This window comes from Cohnella sp. LGH, from assembly GCF_017671885.1.
In the GTDB taxonomy this organism is placed as follows: Bacteria; Bacillota; Bacilli; order Paenibacillales; family Paenibacillaceae; genus Cohnella; species Cohnella phaseoli.
The window spans coordinates 4583896-4600544 of the sequence record NZ_CP072117.1 but is presented as its reverse complement, the minus strand read 5'-3'; the positions used below and the strand labels follow the sequence as shown (position 1 = coordinate 4600544).

Sequence of the window (16649 nt, the reverse complement as noted above, 5' to 3'; positions counted from 1 at the left end):
CGCATGACGACGCCGAGAAGATAACCCCTCTTGATTTAGTGAATCGGAAACCCGATCGGAGAACGATGAAACAGCTCGGGAGCGATGAATACGGCCCGGTCCATGTTCCAGCCGAAGCGAGTCAGCGTTTCCTCCCAGACGAGCGGCCGCAGCCGTTGGCCTTCGCTGTAGTACAGGCCGCCGTTCGGCCCCCGGTACAGAGCGTAGTCGTGCAGCTCGAAGTTCTCCCAAACGTTGCCCCGCATCGGCCAGCCATCCCCGTAGCTCCAGATCTGCTCGTAGCCGAGCGGGATCGCGTCCTCCGGCCGCAGGCCGATGGCGAGCATCGTCGCTTCGCTCTCGATCGGATAGCGAACGCCATGGCAGACGCTGTACATTCCTCCTGCCGGGTCCCGCGCGATAAACACGTCGGGATAACCGTGAGGGAAGTTCCCGGCGTCGATCGGATGACCGGTCGGCAGGCTGTTCAGCAGCGCGGAGCCGCATCGGCCGACACGGTCGAAGCTGAGATTGAGTCGGCAGAATGTATCGTACGAGTGAATCGGTCGCTTATGCCCGCGTTCGATGCGGTAGACGCAGCCGTCCTCTCCCATGCCGTACCAGCCGCTTGGCAGCTCGGGCGCTTGCGGTGCATGATGGGGGTGGGGCGAGGCGTAGCGATCGGGCAAAAACGCGGGATCGTGCACCAGAATAAGCCGTTCCGGATTAAAGCCCCATTTGCGGATAAACAGGCGGCGATTGGTTGCGGCTACGCCGTACATGTCGATTGCATTGGCATTAAAGCTCCGGTTGCCTTCATGATAGATGAAGACGTCGCCGGCAAGTCGCAGAAATAATCCCTCCCGCAGCGCTCGGTAACCAAGATCGATATCCTCGTAGCCTCCGACGCCAAACGCTTCGTCGAAGCCTCCCAACCGCTGCCAAGTACTGCGTCTGAGCAGCATACAGAAGCCGCTGAGCGCGGCCAAGTCCTGCCATTGAGCCGGATTGTGCCGATTGAAGTTTTGCGAGAACAGATGGTACTGTCCTTCGCTGCTGACATCTACAGCGATTTTCTGCAAAGGGAGGACGAAGTTCGATTTCGGCCCGACAATGCCGACCCGCTCGTCTGCGTGCAGGCATTGCAGCATGACGGTCAGCCAGTTATGCGAGACGATCGTATCGTTGTTGAGCAGCAGGATATGGTCTCCGCCGGCTGCCGCCGCGCCTTGATTGCAGGCGGCGGCGAATCCGCGGTTCGCGCCGTTCGCGATCAGCTTGACGTCGGGCTGCTGAGCGAGCCAAGCCGTCGTGCCGTCGATCGAACCGTTGTCGACGAAGATCAATTCGTAAGGGCTGTTCGTGAAGACGCGAATGCTGTGCAAGCAGCGCATCGTCTGGTCAAGATTGTTCAGCGTAAGAATTACAATGCTCGTCAGCATGGTCTCGCACCAAGGGTCAAGAGCATGCCGGAGAACCGAGCCGCATAGTTTTCCATCGAAAATTCACTCCGCACATGTTTTTTTCCCGTTTCAACGAGAGAATTTCTCAGCTTGCGCTCCGTCATTAGCCGCATTACCCGCTCCGCCGCTCCGCTTATATCTCCGTGGGAGTAATACAGCCCCGTCGTGCCGTCGAGGATTGCCGAACTTACCCCGTCCGAGTTGGAGGTGACGATCGGACAGCCTGAGCTAAGAGCTTCCAGCGCCACGTAGGGCGCTCCTTCGGATTTGGAGGTCATGCAGAGGACGCCTCCGGAAGAAGCGATCAAATCGTAGTAATAGGGCATTAACGAGTTGGCGACGTTATGGTGATGAAAAATGTAATGGCCAAGTCCGAGCCCTTGCGTCCATATCGCAAGCTGTTCGGCTTCTCCCGGTTCGGCCAAAGCCGGGTCGCTGAACATCCATAGCCGCACGCCGGGTTTGCGCTTGATCACTTCTGCTCCGATGAGCAGAAAGTCGCGCCAGTTTTTGTTATCCTCCAACCTGCCGATCCACACCAGCGGAGAGTAGTCGAGAGGGGGGGCCGGGGGATAAGCGAACGAGCTTCTGTCGAAGGCGCGAGGATCGAATGGGTTGGCGAACGAATATTTAGGTTTAAAAGGATACAACTCCTCCAGCAAGGCGCCGATGACCGGGGTTCCGGGATAAAGGATCGCATTGGCGTATTCGTTCACGAAAGGGATCGCCTCCGACAGATTGCGCCGGGCCTGCTCGGGAGAGCCGAAGCCCTGGATTTCATAGATGATCGGTTTCGCGAAGCCGAGTTGGCGAAATAGCGCCATTTGCAGAAAAAAAGACGTGACCACGATGCAATCGAAAGAATAATAGTCGAGTATGTGCCGGACGGCAGGCGGCTCCGAGGCGTAGAATACCGGAATGCCCGGAGCGAAATCGGAGGAGCCGCTGCCTTCCCGAAAGTAAAGAAAATGGCTGTAGATCCCTGCGGGGAGCAAAGCTTGATGCCTTAGCCGATTCAAGGTATTTACCCCGCCGCTAGGCACGATAAATACGAACAGAACCTTCAAGTGGATCCCTCCCCGGTGGCCAAAAATAACGGCGCAAACAGGCCGGTTGTTACAACACGTTCAGCAGGGCGTTCAACTGGGGGGCATAGCTATCGCGGACAAGATTAAACTCGTAATCTACGGCGGCTTTTTTCTGTACGGACCCCATTCCGTCATGCCAGCGATACAGAGTCAGCACCTCGTTGATAAAATAAAAGTCTATTCTGTTCAGATGGACTCTGAGCCAGTATTCGTAGTCTTGCGTACAAGCGAGCGATTCGTTAAAGTAACCGATCCGTTCGGGGATGGAACGATTCATCATGACGGTGGAGCCATTGATCGGGCAGAAGGTGAACAGCGCTTCGATCAGCTTCCTGAGGCTGGGAAATTTGACGGCAAGCGCGCTCATCGTAATTTCGTTGTTGGCGTTGATCAAATGGAAGTCGGTGCAACTGATCGGAGCTTGATGCTCTTCCATGAATGCGACTTGGCGGGCGACTTTGTGCGGGTACATCAGATCGTCCGAGCTTAACCAGGCCATATATTTGCCGTTAGCGATGCCCATGCCGTAGTTCAATGCGCTGCCCGTGCCTCCGTTGGCTTTGCCGAAATAGCGGATGCGGGAGCGAAACGGATCGAGCTTATGCTGATGCAGCGTCGAGCCGTCGTCAACGACGATAACCTCGATATTCGGATATGTCTGATTCAGCACGCTGGCGACAGATTGATCGATATAGGGACAGTTGTAAAACGGAATAATGACGCTAACGAGCGGAAAATGATCTTTCGTCATGGCAGCCTCCAATCTTTCAGATAGACAAAGCCGATGCTCCATCGTATGTGGACAGGGCGTCAGCCGCCACGACGCTTGAACCGGGTTCGAGCGCCTATTTTCCTGCGGCTGTCCAAGCGGGGAACGGTTTGTCTCCATAAAATGGAGGAAAACGGCAAAGGACTGAAAAGCCAATGCGTGTTATCGTGACTGGGGGAGCGGGATTTATCGGTAGTCGTCTGGTCCGTGCGCTATTGGAACGGGGAGATGAAGTGATTGTCCTCGACGATCTGAGCACGGGGGATCCAAGAAGATTGCCCTCCGGCGTCGACATCCGCCTGCTGCGTGCGGAAGATGCGGATACGGCGGATTTCATTGCGGCGATTAGGCCTCAAATCGTGTTTCATCTGGCCGCACAGGTCGGAATGGGAAGCTCCGTCAAAAATCCTGCCGACGACGGAAGGAGCAATATTATCGGTACGCTGCGGGTGCTGGAAGGCTGTAGGGAAGCGGGCAGCAAGCTGGTTTTTTCATCTACGTCAGGGGTATACGGGGAGGCCGTCGGCAACCGGCCGTTCCGGGAATCGAGCCTCAAGAGACCTAGCGCGCCATATGGGCTATCCAAGTGGGTTGCGGAGCAATACATCGATTACGGAGGAAAATGGTGGGGTGTCGCTTACACGATATTACGATATGCCAATGTGTATGGCCCCGGTCAGGCGGCAAGGGGCGAGGGCGGCGTCGTAGCGTGCTTTATGGATAGAATCGGGAGCGGGCTTCCGCTTATCATTCATGGCGACGGCGAGCAAAGTCGGGATTTCGTCCATGTGGACGATGTCGTACGGGCAAACCTTGCGGCGATCGCCAAGGGAAACGGAGAGGCGTTCAATATTGGAACGGGAATCGCCACGTCGATCAACCGGCTGGCGGATCGCTGCGAGCGGTTGGCCGCCGCCTCGTTCGGCCGGATCTATGAACCGGAGAGAAGCGGCGACGCCAGATGCAGCAGGCTGTCGTCGGGTAAGGCCGCAACCGTTCTTGGCTGGAAGTCGGCCATATCGCTGGACGACGGTCTGTCGCAGCTATTTAAGGTAACTAACCGGTAGACATTCAAGGTTAACGCTTGAGGATCAGATCGTCCATCTAAGCAGCATGCCCGATTGAGTCAGGCCGGAGCCGAAGCCGTATAGAGCGACGAGGTGTCCCGACTGAAGTCGGCCTTCCCTGCAGGCCGCGTCCAGCGCGAGCGGGATCGTGGCCGCCGATGTATTGCCGTTAAGGACGACGCTTTGCAGAGCTTTTTCCACTGGCAGCCCCAGTCTTTCGCAGATCGCCTCGATCATTCGCAGATTGGCGCTGTGCGGCACGAACCAATCGATATTCCCGACGCTTAGGCCGGCCTGATCAAGCAAACCGCGTACGCCGTCGGGGACGGTAGACAGCGCCCATTTGTATACTTCGCGGCCGTTTTGAACGAGTTTTCCGTTCGGATGGCAGTAAACCTGCATACCGCCGGAGCCGTCCGTTACCGCATTTGCCGCCAACAGGGCGCCCTCGTCCCGGGATTCGACCAGCACTGCGCCCGCGCCATCGCCAAACAGGATACAGGTGGAACGATCGGTGTAATCGGTTATTTTCGTTAACGTCTCGGCGCCGATGACAAGTACGGAACGGTAGGCCCCGCTTAGGATGAGGCCGTTCGCCATTTGCAGGGCGGTAACGAAGCCCGCGCATGCGGCGCTGATATCGACCGCGAGGCAGCGTTCTGCGCCGATCGCCTGTTGAATCATGGAGGCAACGGAGGGACAAGGCATATCCGGCGTCGTCGTGGCGACGATAATTCCGTCAATTCGCGAGGGGTCAACCGCAGGGAAGCGACGGAGCAGGTCTTGCACGGCCGCAATGGCGAGATCGCTGGTCGTCTGATCGGCCGCAGCTCGGTGGCGTAGTTCAATCCCCGTTCTTCTGACGATCCATTCGTTATCCGTTTCCACCATTTGTTCCAAGTCCGCGTTCGTTATTTTGCCGTCCGGTACATAGCTTCCGATTGCCGTAAGCTGGGCTTTGGAGTGAAAGCCTTGTGCAATAGGGGCAGTCATTACGCATTCCTCCAGTTTTTTAGTATTAAGTATTAGTACCAGATTCTAATAATGCCATCATACTTGCGATTGCCATCGCTGTCAAGAAAGCAGGCGACCTCCGATCGAATAAATGAGGCCCTCCGGATGCATCCTATGATTTGGCGGGAACGCTGAGCATTCGACCAAAAAGGGGGTCATATCGTCGTGCGTAAAGGCATTATGATTTCAACGACCGTATTATTATCATCCGCAATCGCATTGTCGGGATGCATGAACAAAACCGGGGATTTAGGCAACAAAAACATTCGCAACAACGCCGTTCGCGATAACAACGCCGCTCGCGGGTATGCAGTCGACGAATTCGGCATGCGTCCTCAAGCGAAACGCTTTGCCAACGATGCGGCCAATGAGCAAAATCGCATCAACGGCCATCAGCGTATGAATAACAACGTCGTCGGCATGCACGGCAATACGCGTATGGAAGCCAGCGATCGAATTGCTAACAAAATCTCGGCTATGCCGGGCATCGATTCGGCCTATGTGATGATGACAGATCGCAACGCATACGTTGCGGTTAAGGAAGACGATCGTGCGAACACCGGACATATGGCGCTTAACGACGTTGTGAAGGACAAAATCGCCGATCAAGTGAAGTCGCTATCCCCTTCGGTGGAAAACGTATATGTATCCGCGAACCCCGATTTCATCGGCCGCATGGAGGGCTACGCGAACGATGTCAGAGCCGGGCATCCGATTCAAGGCTTCCTGACCGAGTTCAACGCTCTCGTCGAGCGGGTTTTCCCGGAGCGTTCCGGTACTCGCACGCGGTAACCAAATTTGCGTCGGAAATAGCCTGAAGCTCGGCCTTGCCGGTTTCAGGCTATTTTCGTTCGACGACTTACGAAAGCGCCCATTTTGCCCGGTCCTCGCACCAGAGGAAATGCCTCTTCATATGATAAAGTTGACTGTATCCCTTTACCTTGTATTCACAACATTCCCGGGCAAGGAGGGGTGACAAACGTTGAAGGGCAGCGACCACAAAAGCAAATTCCTACTCACCAATCGGGAACGCGAAGTCTTTGAACTGCTAGTACAGGACAAGACGACCCGCGACATTGCGCAGCAGTTGTTTATCAGCGAGAAAACGGTGCGAAACCACATCTCCAATGTTATGCAGAAGCTGAATGTCAAAGGTCGTTCGCAAGCGGTTGTCGAGCTAATTAAGCTCGGGGAGCTAAAGATTTAAAGCAGCAGGTGCACCTTTTTTTGCCGCTGATCGATCGGCGCGGGGCCTTCTTTTTCGTTCCCTTGCGAGGGACGGAGAAGGGGGCTTTTTGATTGCGGTGCCTTCTACCGAATAGACCCCATCGCCGCGATGAGCACGTCGACCTTCACATTGATGTCGGCGTCGGACAACGTTGCGGACCATTTGTTCTCGACCGGTTTCCATTCGTTGTATCTGTAAGCGCGGGCGAACCGTCCCAAGCCGATCGGGTCGATTTTCGCCTGTTGGATTTTTTGGATAAGGCTGCGGAACTTGTCTTCGAGCTGACGGGCGGTTTCCGCTTCGAGCACGTCCTCGCTTTTAAGAACATCGAATGGAAACAGCTTCTCCAGAAGAGAGGCTCTGACATGGAAGTGAAAGTCGAACGTAAAATGATCCCGGTCATAGCCGGTTTTCAGCCGTCTCGAATATTTCACAGCGCTGACGGTATAGAGATTTCGCGGAACGATCCCGTTGCCGGGAACTGCTCCTTCGTGCTCCAGCGTAAACTTGAACTCGCCGCTTTTTTCGCCTTGAAGCATGCGCAGCAGGCGGGTTTCTTCGTCGCCGATAGACAGTTTGTAAATACCGTTCTCGCTCAGCAAGGCGCTTCCTTTAATAAAGATCTTGTCGTCGAAGCGCAATTCGGCAATGCTGGCGGTTATGCCCTTGTCCAAATTAATGCTGTGAAGCTCCTGAAGAGTCGTGCGGGTGGCAAGATTGAGATGCGAGGCGGTATCGATCAAGTAGGTTAAATAAATCGGCAGGCGAGGCTTGTCCTGCGGGTCATAATGAATGACTTTGGACACGGGTCCGTCAACGAGCACGATTCTTGCAGTCGTAGAATTTTTCGGATCGCGGAGAAGCGGATCCAGCAAGGCGAACCAATGCTTTTGCATCATCAGTTTTTTTCCGATCAGAAGAATTTGGGATTTTCCGCCGCTCGTGAAAGCTTTGAAGGTTTTGTCGAATTCGTCCTGGGAGGCTCGCACAGTGAGCGACTTGGCGGTGTAAACCTCGGTCTTGCGCTTGGCTTCCCGACTGAAGACCGGGCTGGAGATGGATACTTCCAGATTGTTGTTGTCGTCCAGATCAAGCCCGATAATTAAGGCTAAAGAGATATTTTCAATGTCCATCCGATCCATGCACCCAGCCGGCAGCAGCGCTAATAGCAGCGCGAGATAACATAGCCTGCGTTTCATCCCTGAGTCCTCCTTCCGAACAGAGCTTTGATTTGAACGAGCGCCAGCAAGACAGCCGGAACGATAAACAGCATCCACTCGTTGAAAATCGTCATTCCATCTCCGAAGCGAATGGACTGGTTCCAGGTAGGCTGACGGACGAAGATGACAACCAAAATGGCCAGCAAATAAACGGCCGTCATTTGAGTATGATTTTCACGGTTGAACAGTCGGCCGAGGGAATAGGCGGTAGCGAAGCCGTATACCGACCAGCTTCTGGAGACGACAAACAGGTATAGCGCAAAGAAGATCATATCGAATCGTTCCAGAAATCGGAATTCAATGATTTTCAGCAGATGCATTAACGGTTGGTTGATCTGAACGATTTCGTCCTGCGGAAACTGGATATAGCATAAAATCGTGACGAATGTATACAAAAGCATTGTCAGCGTACTGGCGATCAACATACCATGGAAAGCGTACTGCTTGCGCTTTAAATAAGGGTAGACGAAGAACAGAATTTCCATTCCAGCAAATGCGAACATCGTCTCCCGAACGCTGCCGAACACAGGAGTCCAGCCATCCTTCAGGATCGGAAGCAAATTGGTCCAGTGTCCGTCCGACAACGGAAACAGCAAAAAAACAGGCATCCAGGCCATGGCGTATAAAATGAACTCGGCATAGCGTCCGATCACCCGCATCCCGTTGCGAACGAGCATAAAAGTCGGAACCGCAAACAGGAGGATGATCAGAAATCCCGACGTTTTCGGCAAAAACCACGCTTTGATATAGAGCATCGAATTGACCATGACGATCCATCCGAAGCAGCCGAAATACGCGATAAAGGGGAGCAGCGCCAGCTTGCCGAGACGGCGGCCGAAAATTTTGCCGAGCAGGGACGGAAGCGGATCGTCCGGAAACTTGCGCAGCAGAAGCAGCATGACGCACCCTGCGAGGGTAATGACGGCCCAGGCGATAAGAATGCTGATCCAGCCGTCCGCTCCCGCCTTCAGAGCAATATCTTTCGGGAGGGAAAAGATGCCCGTCCCGACCTGTGCTCCATGGACGATGGCAATGTACTGTATCAGAGTGATTTCGTTTAAGCGGGTGACTTTCACTAGCCGTCTCCTCTCGGTCTGCTCCGGCCTACTCGCTTGTCCTGAATGGGGCGGGCGCTCTTCGGACGTTGGACCATCGACCATAACGGAAACCGAACGAACGTATCCTTCATATCCGACCATCTGACCGGAGCGAGCGGGCTGCCGTACGGCGTTCCGAGCGATTCTAGCGACATGAGATGGATCAGAATGGTCATAAACCCGATGACGATGCCGACGACGCCGAACAGGGAAGCCATGATCATCATCGGAAACCGCAGCAGCCGGACCGCCGTTCCCATATCGTAGCTCGGCAAAATAAAGGAAGCGATGGCGGTCGAAGCGACGACGATAACCATAATGTTGCTGACAACGCCCGCCTGCACGGCGGCTTGACCGACAACGATGCCTCCGACAATGCCGATCGTCTGACCGACGGAGGCCGGGAGCCGGATTCCCGCCTCGCGCATCATTTCCAGCATGATCTCCATCAACATCGCCTCGAGCAGAGGCGGAAACGGCACCCTCTCCCGGGATTCGGCGATCGATAGAAACAGCTGCAAGGGAATAACCTCGTAGTTATAGGAAATGAAGGAGATGTAAACAGCCGGAAGCAGCAGAGCGATAAAAAAAGCGAGAAAGCGCAGCAGCCGAATGAACGAAGCGATCATCCAGCGAGAACTATAATCGTCTACGCTTTGGAACAGTGAAATAAACGTGCTCGGGGCGATGATCACGCTGGGAGAGCGATCGACGATAACGACGTAGCGTCCCTGCAGCAGTTGAGATGCCGCGGAGTCGGGCCGTTCCGTCAAAATAAACTGAGGAAAGGGAGAATACGGATTGTCCTCGATATACTCTGCGACCTCGCCGGTGTTAATCACCGCATCGACATCGATTTTGTCGAGTCTTGATCGTAGTTCTTCCAATACGTCGGGATGCGCTACATCGGCCAAATAGAGAATAAACAGAGTGGTCTTCCCGCGCTTGCCAATGATCGTTTTATGAATCCTCAGCTCTTTGTTCGGCAAGTAGCGTCTGAGCAGCGCCAGATTTTGCGCCGCTGTCTCCACGAAGCCTTGGTGCGCGCCTTTGAGGGAGCTTTCCAGCTGCGGGTCCGTTATCGAGCGCTGCGGCCAGCCGGAGGTATTATAAACGACGGCATGCGCGCAGCCGTCGAGCAGCAGTACGCAGTCGCCTGTCATGATGGCGTATTCGAGCTTCTGCCAGTTGTGCGCCCTGCGCACGTCGCCGATCGTAGGCTCGGGAAACCTCGTTGGCGAATTTCCTTGCTGCGACGACATCATCGGCTGCAGAATGTTGTCGTTAATCGCCTTTTTATCCGTCAGTCCGTCCAGATAGAGCAAAGCGGCAGGGACCTGATCGGAGCCCGAGACGAATCGGAACACGATGAAGTCCGGCCAATCCGGAAAGCGGCGAGCGACTTCCTCCAGATTGCGGGATAAGTCGGGATCCAGAGGGTGCTCCTCTCCCTCCGATTCTTCGGGCATAAACGGGCGAACGCCTTTATTTCCAGCGTTTTGGCGTGCAGAGGAGTATCGTCTTTTTCCGGAAAATAGATTAAAGGGGAACATCGCACAAACTCCCGCCCTCGATTATCGTTGCTTATTCAGAGTTTGCCGAGGAATGGAAAATTATACTGTCTGAGTGCGGTTTCCGCTGATCGACGCGTCGGATCGTACAAGCATATCTTGTCCTCTCTCATATTGTGGGAGGGGAGGAGGTGTTAGGAGATGGCGAACAAGATCCAAGCTCAGCAGACGTATCCGAGATTAACCGTGTACAACGAAGAGAACTTCCGGGGACGCAGCGCGATCTATCGAGGCAATCTGGGGATTGCGAATTTGGATTCGAGACTCGGGGGCATCGAAAGCCTGAGATTTTTCTCCACGAGCAGCAACGCGACGTTAGTCTTGTTCACTCGTACAAATTTCAGAGGCAGATTCCTGGTGTTTCGCGGCAATAGAAGCATCGCCGATCTGGACGACATTATCGGCGGCGAAGACGCGGAATCCCTGATCTCGACCAATCAGCGCTTAACGCTCGCGCAAATTCGCGCGATTCGGGATAGCGGCAACTTGCCGGACGGCTATCGGAGGCTCTAAGCGTAAAGTGTGTCAATATTGTTACGGTGTGACCCATATCACATTCGACCCCTCCCTTCGGGTATTATGATGTGCTTGTAAACGAGACGATACCGTTGAAGGGAGCAATACAAAATGAAAAAATGGGTAGCTTTAAGCGCGCTGTTGTTAGCCGCGATGTTGGTCGCATCCGGCTGCGGGGGAGGAGATAAGAAAGAATCCAGCCCGTCCCCGTCGGCTTCTCAAGCTGCCGGTTCTTCCGCAGGCGAGGCGAAGGCGATCACGATCGACGCGACGAACTTCAAGTTCGATCCGGGCGAAATCACGGTGAAGCAAGGCGACGAAGTCAGCATTACGCTGAAAAACAGCCAAGGCAATCACGCTCTTAAAATCGAGGGTTACGACAAGGAAGTCAAAGGCAACGCCACAGTGAAATTCGTCGCCGACAAAGCGGGCGAATTCAAGATCGTATGCTCGATCTTCTGCGGCAAAGGCCATGAAGATATGGTCAGCAAGCTGATCGTTCAATAATTTATTTCCAGGGGCAGTCCGTTGGCGTGAAACGATCCCGATCATTCGGGATCGTTTCTCCGTCGACGGGCAGTCCCTCTTTCATGCGCAAAATCGGTGTAACAAATCGTCCACATTAGTCAATGTCCAAGTGACAATTATCACAGTTAGATCGCACCGGATGATCTTACAATGTAAATAACTTGAAATCAGGAGGAATCGGAATGCGCGATGATCGATCGGTGCCGAAAACGCAAGAAACCCGTTCGGAGCCGGAGCATAAGGAGCAATCGCTGAAGGGGGCCTTTGCTTCCGTTATGCTGCTTGGAGCGTTCTTGGCCATTACCTGGATTGGAGTTTTTATTCTGTTCGTCGCACGCGACTAAATAGGGGGAGCAAATCATTATGCATATGCATCGACTTGAGAAAATATGGCTAACGGTTGGGGTATCCATGCTGGTCGTATTTTTGCTCGTACTGGGGATTATGACCTTCGGAAGGGGAATCGCTCCTCCGAACGAGCATATTCATCGCATCGATCCGGCGAAGGTGAGCGAGACGCCGCCGTTCGACAAGCCGCAGATTACGAAGATCGGAGACAATGTGTACAAGGCCGTCATGGTCGCTTACGCGTTCGGCTACGATCCGATTCCGTTGGAGGTTCCGGCAGGCGCGACGGTTCACTTCGAAATCACCTCGTCGGATGTCGTGCACGGCTTCCAGATTCCCGGCACGAACGTCAACGTCATGGTCACGCCCGGGGAAGTCAGCCACGTGTCCCATACGTTCGACAAGCCCGGCGAATACTTGATTATCTGTAACGAGTATTGCGGGATCGCCCACGAAATGATGAAAACTACCCTGGTGGTAAAATAGGAGGCCGTATCCCATGAATGAAACTAAATCTTCGTCATTCGACCGCAACGACGGCCGGCTGGTCATCGCGCATGTTCTGTTCGCGTTCGCGGCGCTGCTGCTCGGCGGCATTGCCGGCATGCTGCAGGGGATGGTCAAGGGCGGCACGATCACGCTCCCGGCCAATATCGGATATTACGAGCTGCTGACCGCTCACGGCGTGCTGATGGCGCTCATTTTTACAACCTATTTTATAGTAGGATTTCTGTATTCCGGAGTTTCGCAGACGCTGGGAGGGCGGCTGCTACCGCTGACGAAGAAGCTCGGCTGGATCGGTTACTGGCTGATGTCCATCGGTACGCTGATCGGCGTCGTCGTGATCTTGCTGGGCAAGGCAAGCGTTCTGTATACGTTCTACGCCCCGATGAAAGCTTCTCCGTTTTTCTATATCGCGCTTGCGCTGGTGGTCATCGGAAGCTGGTTAAGCGGATTCGGTATTTTCTATCAATACGTGCAATGGAAAAAAACGAACAAGGGCAAGCTGTCCCCGCTGTTCGCCTACATGTCCGTCATCACGATGCTGCTCTGGCAGATCGCAACGATCGGTGTGGCTGCTGAAGTCGTTCTACAGCTGATTCCGTGGTCGTTCGGTTGGGTGGAAACGGTTAACGTGGTGCTGAGTCGAACGCTGTTCTGGTTCTTCGGCCATCCGCTCGTTTACTTCTGGCTGCTTCCGGCTTATATTTGCTGGTACGTCATCATTCCGAAAATTATCGGCGGAAAAATATTCAGCGATGCGCTGGCCCGGATGTCGTTCGTGCTGTTCCTGCTGTTCTCGATTCCGGTCGGCTTCCACCATCAGCTCATGGAGCCGGGGATCAGCCACTTCTGGAAATATCTCCAGGTCGTGCTGACGTTTATGGTCGTGATTCCGTCGCTGATGACCGCGTTCTCGCTGTTTGCGACATTTGAGCTGAACGGCCGCTCCAAAGGAACGAAAGGGCTGTTCGGCTGGGTGAAAGTTCTGCCGTGGTCGGACGTGCGCTTCTTCGCTCCGTTCGTGGGCATGTTGGTCTTCATTCCGGCCGGCGCCGGCGGTCTGATCAACGCCAGTAACCAGATGAACGCCGTCGTCCATAATACGCTGTGGGTAACGGGTCACTTCCATCTGACTGTGGCGACCAGCGTTGCGCTGACCTTCTTCGGCATCGTCTACTGGCTCATCCCGGTCGTGACCGGCCGCGTCCTTACTCCGCGCCTGAACAAGCTGGGCATCATTCAGACGCTCATCTGGTGCATCGGCATGTTCTTCATGTCCGGCTCGATGCATACGGTGGGACTGCTCGGCTCGCCGAGACGCACCGCCTTTAACACCTACGACGACCACCCGGACGCGATTCTATGGATGCCGTATCATGTAGCGATGGCTGTCGGAGGCATCATTCTGTTCGTCGGCGTGCTGCTGATCATCTATAACATCGTTGCTCTCATGCGCGCTCCGAAAGGAGAGACCGAGTATCCGCTCGGCGAAGTGTCCGAGGCATCGGAGCCGACTCCGCGTTTCCTGGAGAACTGGAAGCTTTGGATCGCGCTGACGGTTATTCTGATCGTCATTGCGTATACGATTCCGGTTATCGATCAGATCACCAATCCGACCCCGGGATCGCCGGGATATGTAACCTGGTAATTCAAATTAGCAAAGAGGCCTTCCCATGAGCCAACCAAGTTGCTATAAAAGATAATCGATGAACAAGGTGCAAGGGGTATGTACCTCCTTCCGATGCTATACGCTCCTGAAATCTGAATTGGGAAACCCGTTACAGGGTCATTTCAAGAGCGTATGAGGCAGTCTCCAGGAGTCTCCAGGAGGTACATACCCCTTTCTTTGTCTATCGATTATCTTAAGCAACTCTGCTCATGGGACGGCCTCTTATTGTCGTTGCTAATTTGAATTGCTGCGGATAGGGAGGATTATCGCGATTGCCGTCGAACAACTGTATCAAGGAAAAATATTCCTAAGTTGTTCCGAGGAGGAAAAAACGACATGTCCGACACGCATTCGAACGAGCCTGATCTGCGTAAGAAAGAGGCGAACGAACCGGCTGAAAGCCAGACTGCGGCCGCATCGGCCAATCCGGCGGCTCATCCGACCGTTGGCACGACTTCTCCGCTGGCGGGAGTGGATGCGCAGAAGCTGCTGACGCTGCTCAGAAATCCGACCGCCTCGCAGAGTCTGCAGCCGCAGACGGAATGGATCTACGGGGCGATAGGGGCCGCATCCGGCGTCATCGGCTTCGCGCTCTGGAGCTGGCTGTTCCGGGAAGCGATCAAATCGAAGCTCGGCATCTTTGATTCGATCGGCAGTCTAATGATGACCGGTGCGTTCGGCGGCGATTCGACAGGCAAAGCTCTGCTGCTTGGTCTATTCTCCATCGCGCTGCTGATCGGCTCGCTGACTTTGGTTGGCAACTGGCTGGGGACGCGCAAGCTGGATTGGAAGGAAGCCGTCGCCAACCTGGGCGGCACGCAATTGGCTTTCGGAGCGGCATGGCTCGTTACGGGTTTGCTGTCGTTTATCTCGCTGCAGTTGTCCATGCTGCTGTGCGCCTTTTTATTGCTTGTTAATCTCGTGCTGCTCGTCGGTTTGGCGGAGAACTTGCACGAGGTGCGACGGGAGCGCAAATTTTTCTTCATCGTATATTCGCTGGCCGCCTACTTGCTGCTAATGTATCTCGTTTCCGCCATCTTTGGCTAAAAAAGAAGAGAAGCCGATCGATGTCACACGCGGACACGGTCGGCTTCTCTCGCTTTATTGCGGGGCAACTCGACGACAATAGCGGTTGTTTCATTTTCCGGGCAGTAGCGAATGCTCAGAGTGCCGCCATAGAAGCGAACCCTCTCCTGTACGATCGCCAGCCCAAGCCCCGAATGACCCGCTTTCTTGGTCGTGTAGCCGGGCACCGCCATCATCCGCAGCTCCTTGTCGGATAGAGGGCGGCCCCGGTTGCTGATTTCAAGCGCAAGCCTCTCGCCTTCGCTCCGAATCGCCATCCGCACGCTTCTGTTATTCGGCGGAATCGTCTCGCTCTCCTCGAAGGCGTTATCGACCAGGTTGCCTATAATTTTCACGAGATCGATCATTTTGATCGATTGCTCCAGCTCCGGATCCGCGGGAATATCGCAGTCGAACGGGATGTCCTTCGCCTTCGCCTGCTCCGTCTTGCCGGATATAAAAGCGGCTAGCGCAGGGGAAGAGTGGCTGACGACCGGAGCGACGGCGTGCGTTTCCTTGGCGAGATCGTCCATATAGCCCTTGAGCTGTTCGAGCTTGTTCATCTGCAGCATGGAGGACATGACCTGCATATGGTTCAAGAAATCGTGCCGGTGTCCGCGAATAGCAGTGAACATCTGACCGATCTCCTCCGCGTACACGTCCCGCGTCTGTGAGATTGCGTCTTCGCGAATGCGGACGAATAGCCGCAGCATGAAGTAGATCGCGCAGAAAGTTAGCAGCACGAGCGCGTATACGGTCCAGTTATAGGAGGTTTCGGTGCGCTTCTCGCTCTCCATCCCGATCGAGAACAGCAAGCCGACGACGAACAGCTGAACGATAATTAGCAGCATGACTTCCTTCATCCGGGATTGTTGGATATCGAGCAAATACTGATATAATCGGAGGAGGAAGGGATAGCTTCTCTTCTCCAGGTAGAGGGCCAATAGCCCTAGCGCGATCCCGAGCGGAACATACACGGAATGGAAGACAAGCGGATGATTGGCAATGATGTCCTTGCGGTCGGTCATTCCGTACAGTAGCTGGATCAACGCTCCTCCGGCGATATCGGCCAGGAAGCTGGTCGCGGTGTAAGCTACGAATAGCAGCAGTACGCTTCTGCTGCCGAATGTTCTGAACACCGCATACAAGGCGACGAAAGCGATGCTGGTTGCGGTTATGGCGTGAACCGGCGCAGGCACGAGCCAATAGTCGAAGTCTGCGACGGAGCTTACGACGGCGAACAGAATCAGCTTGCGGGCATGGCGTGTTGGCCTCAATCCGGCTGCCGCGAAGACGAGCCAAATACGGACAAGAGTATGGGGGATGGTTAGGCCGAGAATGAGCTGGACGTAAGAAAGCAGCATGTCGGCAGTAATCCTCCTTAAGCCGGTTGAATTAAGATGATATGTGTCCGTAAGCCTATTGTACTACGTTACTGCCTATTGGCAAATGATAGAAAAGCTCGATCCCGGATAATTTATGCAGGGAAGATTAAATGAAGACCGGGGATGAGGAAGGGGTCT

General features: G+C 54.5%; 17 protein-coding genes. 9 read left to right on the top strand and 8 right to left on the bottom strand.

The genetic code is table 11. The annotated features are described in order from the left end of the window. Positions 1-35 precede the first annotated feature (35 nt). Genes J4772_RS19805 through J4772_RS19795 form a run of 3 tightly spaced genes read right to left on the bottom strand, consistent with a single transcriptional unit; the run spans position 36 to position 3281 of the window. Positions 36-1421: a glycosyltransferase family 2 protein gene (locus J4772_RS19805; protein ID WP_209071078.1), complete on the bottom strand. Its 1386-nt coding sequence runs from the start codon at positions 1419-1421 to the stop codon at positions 36-38. After that, on the bottom strand, positions 1415-2509 hold the full coding sequence (locus J4772_RS19800) for a glycosyltransferase family 4 protein (RefSeq protein ID WP_209071076.1): 1095 nt from the start codon (positions 2507-2509) through the stop codon (positions 1415-1417). Before J4772_RS19800 ends, J4772_RS19805 begins: the two co-directional genes overlap by 7 nt. Positions 2510-2558: 49 nt before the next feature. After that, on the bottom strand, positions 2559-3281 hold the full coding sequence (locus J4772_RS19795) for a glycosyltransferase family 2 protein (RefSeq protein WP_209071074.1): 723 nt from the start codon (positions 3279-3281) through the stop codon (positions 2559-2561). Between the two features lie 173 nt (positions 3282-3454). Between J4772_RS19795 and J4772_RS19790 the strand changes: the two genes are divergently transcribed. After that, positions 3455-4366, top strand: coding sequence for an NAD-dependent epimerase/dehydratase family protein (locus J4772_RS19790; RefSeq protein ID WP_209071072.1), 912 nt, complete (start codon positions 3455-3457; stop codon positions 4364-4366). Positions 4367-4390: 24 nt separating this feature from the next. On the opposite strand, the gene J4772_RS19785 is transcribed toward J4772_RS19790, so the two are convergent. Beyond that, entirely contained in the window at positions 4391-5359 is a 969-nt protein-coding gene (locus tag J4772_RS19785; RefSeq protein WP_209071070.1) for a ketoacyl-ACP synthase III, read from the bottom strand. Positions 5360-5545: 186 nt separating this feature from the next. Here J4772_RS19785 and J4772_RS19780 point away from each other — a divergent pair, with 186 nt between their 5' ends. Then, positions 5546-6172: a YhcN/YlaJ family sporulation lipoprotein gene (locus tag J4772_RS19780; RefSeq protein ID WP_209071069.1), complete on the top strand. Its 627-nt coding sequence runs from the start codon at positions 5546-5548 to the stop codon at positions 6170-6172. A 190-nt stretch (positions 6173-6362) separates the two neighbouring features. Beyond that, positions 6363-6587: a helix-turn-helix domain-containing protein gene (locus tag J4772_RS19775; protein ID WP_019422432.1), complete on the top strand. Its 225-nt coding sequence runs from the start codon at positions 6363-6365 to the stop codon at positions 6585-6587. A gap of 104 nt (positions 6588-6691) precedes the next feature. Here the strand turns inward: J4772_RS19775 and J4772_RS19770 are convergent, their stop codons facing one another. From J4772_RS19770 to J4772_RS19760, 3 genes are read right to left on the bottom strand one after another with little or no spacing between them, the layout of a single operon-like run. Further along, a complete protein-coding gene (locus J4772_RS19770) occupies positions 6692-7807 on the bottom strand; it encodes a Ger(x)C family spore germination protein (RefSeq protein WP_209071068.1) in 1116 nt (371 codons plus the stop codon). Beyond that, positions 7804-8904, bottom strand: a complete 1101-nt coding sequence (locus J4772_RS19765) for a GerAB/ArcD/ProY family transporter (protein ID WP_209071067.1) — start codon at positions 8902-8904, stop codon at positions 7804-7806. The genes J4772_RS19770 and J4772_RS19765 overlap by 4 nt, the downstream gene beginning before the upstream one ends. Then, positions 8904-10478: a spore germination protein gene (locus J4772_RS19760; protein WP_209071066.1), complete on the bottom strand. Its 1575-nt coding sequence runs from the start codon at positions 10476-10478 to the stop codon at positions 8904-8906. Before J4772_RS19760 ends, J4772_RS19765 begins: the two co-directional genes overlap by 1 nt. A 159-nt stretch (positions 10479-10637) precedes the next feature. Here J4772_RS19760 and J4772_RS19755 point away from each other — a divergent pair, with 159 nt between their 5' ends. The 6 genes from J4772_RS19755 to J4772_RS19730 all read left to right on the top strand — a co-directional run bounded on the left by J4772_RS19755 (position 10638) and on the right by J4772_RS19730 (position 15108). After that, the gene (locus J4772_RS19755) at positions 10638-11009 is read left to right on the top strand and encodes a hypothetical protein (protein WP_209071065.1); all 372 of its coding nucleotides are present in this window, start codon (positions 10638-10640) and stop codon (positions 11007-11009) included. A gap of 114 nt (positions 11010-11123) precedes the next feature. Continuing rightward, entirely contained in the window at positions 11124-11519 is a 396-nt protein-coding gene (locus tag J4772_RS19750; protein ID WP_116062287.1) for a cupredoxin domain-containing protein, read from the top strand. Between the two features lie 203 nt (positions 11520-11722). After that, complete coding sequence (locus tag J4772_RS19745; protein WP_209071064.1) at positions 11723-11884, top strand: cytochrome c oxidase subunit 2A; 162 nt, start codon at positions 11723-11725, stop codon at positions 11882-11884. Positions 11885-11903: 19 nt separating this feature from the next. Then, entirely contained in the window at positions 11904-12374 is a 471-nt protein-coding gene (locus J4772_RS19740; RefSeq protein WP_116062289.1) for a cytochrome c oxidase subunit II, read from the top strand. A 13-nt stretch (positions 12375-12387) separates the two neighbouring features. Next, a complete protein-coding gene (locus J4772_RS19735) occupies positions 12388-14040 on the top strand; it encodes a b(o/a)3-type cytochrome-c oxidase subunit 1 (RefSeq protein ID WP_209071062.1) in 1653 nt (550 codons plus the stop codon). A 357-nt stretch (positions 14041-14397) separates the two neighbouring features. After that, entirely contained in the window at positions 14398-15108 is a 711-nt protein-coding gene (locus J4772_RS19730; RefSeq protein ID WP_209071061.1) for a hypothetical protein, read from the top strand. A 23-nt stretch (positions 15109-15131) separates the two neighbouring features. On the opposite strand, the gene J4772_RS19725 is transcribed toward J4772_RS19730, so the two are convergent. Continuing rightward, positions 15132-16490, bottom strand: coding sequence for a sensor histidine kinase (locus tag J4772_RS19725; protein WP_209071059.1), 1359 nt, complete (start codon positions 16488-16490; stop codon positions 15132-15134). Positions 16491-16649 lie beyond the last annotated feature (159 nt).

What these genes read in the sequence shown, in the direction of transcription:
- J4772_RS19730 (WP_209071061.1), top strand. Translation starts at nt 14,398, where the DNA reads ATGTCCGACACGCATTCGAACGAGCCTGATCTGCGTAAGAAAGAGGCG.
- J4772_RS19760 (WP_209071066.1), bottom strand. Translation starts at nt 10,478, where the DNA reads ATGTTCCCCTTTAATCTATTTTCCGGAAAAAGACGATACTCCTCTGCA.
- J4772_RS19725 (WP_209071059.1), bottom strand. Translation starts at nt 16,490, where the DNA reads ATGCTGCTTTCTTACGTCCAGCTCATTCTCGGCCTAACCATCCCCCAT.
- J4772_RS19750 (WP_116062287.1), top strand. Translation starts at nt 11,124, where the DNA reads ATGAAAAAATGGGTAGCTTTAAGCGCGCTGTTGTTAGCCGCGATGTTG.
- J4772_RS19790 (WP_209071072.1), top strand. Translation starts at nt 3,455, where the DNA reads ATGCGTGTTATCGTGACTGGGGGAGCGGGATTTATCGGTAGTCGTCTG.
- J4772_RS19735 (WP_209071062.1), top strand. Translation starts at nt 12,388, where the DNA reads ATGAATGAAACTAAATCTTCGTCATTCGACCGCAACGACGGCCGGCTG.
- J4772_RS19755 (WP_209071065.1), top strand. Translation starts at nt 10,638, where the DNA reads ATGGCGAACAAGATCCAAGCTCAGCAGACGTATCCGAGATTAACCGTG.
- J4772_RS19745 (WP_209071064.1), top strand. Translation starts at nt 11,723, where the DNA reads ATGCGCGATGATCGATCGGTGCCGAAAACGCAAGAAACCCGTTCGGAG.
- J4772_RS19770 (WP_209071068.1), bottom strand. Translation starts at nt 7,807, where the DNA reads ATGAAACGCAGGCTATGTTATCTCGCGCTGCTATTAGCGCTGCTGCCG.
- J4772_RS19740 (WP_116062289.1), top strand. Translation starts at nt 11,904, where the DNA reads ATGCATATGCATCGACTTGAGAAAATATGGCTAACGGTTGGGGTATCC.
- J4772_RS19785 (WP_209071070.1), bottom strand. Translation starts at nt 5,359, where the DNA reads ATGACTGCCCCTATTGCACAAGGCTTTCACTCCAAAGCCCAGCTTACG.
- J4772_RS19795 (WP_209071074.1), bottom strand. Translation starts at nt 3,281, where the DNA reads ATGACGAAAGATCATTTTCCGCTCGTTAGCGTCATTATTCCGTTTTAC.
- J4772_RS19805 (WP_209071078.1), bottom strand. Translation starts at nt 1,421, where the DNA reads ATGCTGACGAGCATTGTAATTCTTACGCTGAACAATCTTGACCAGACG.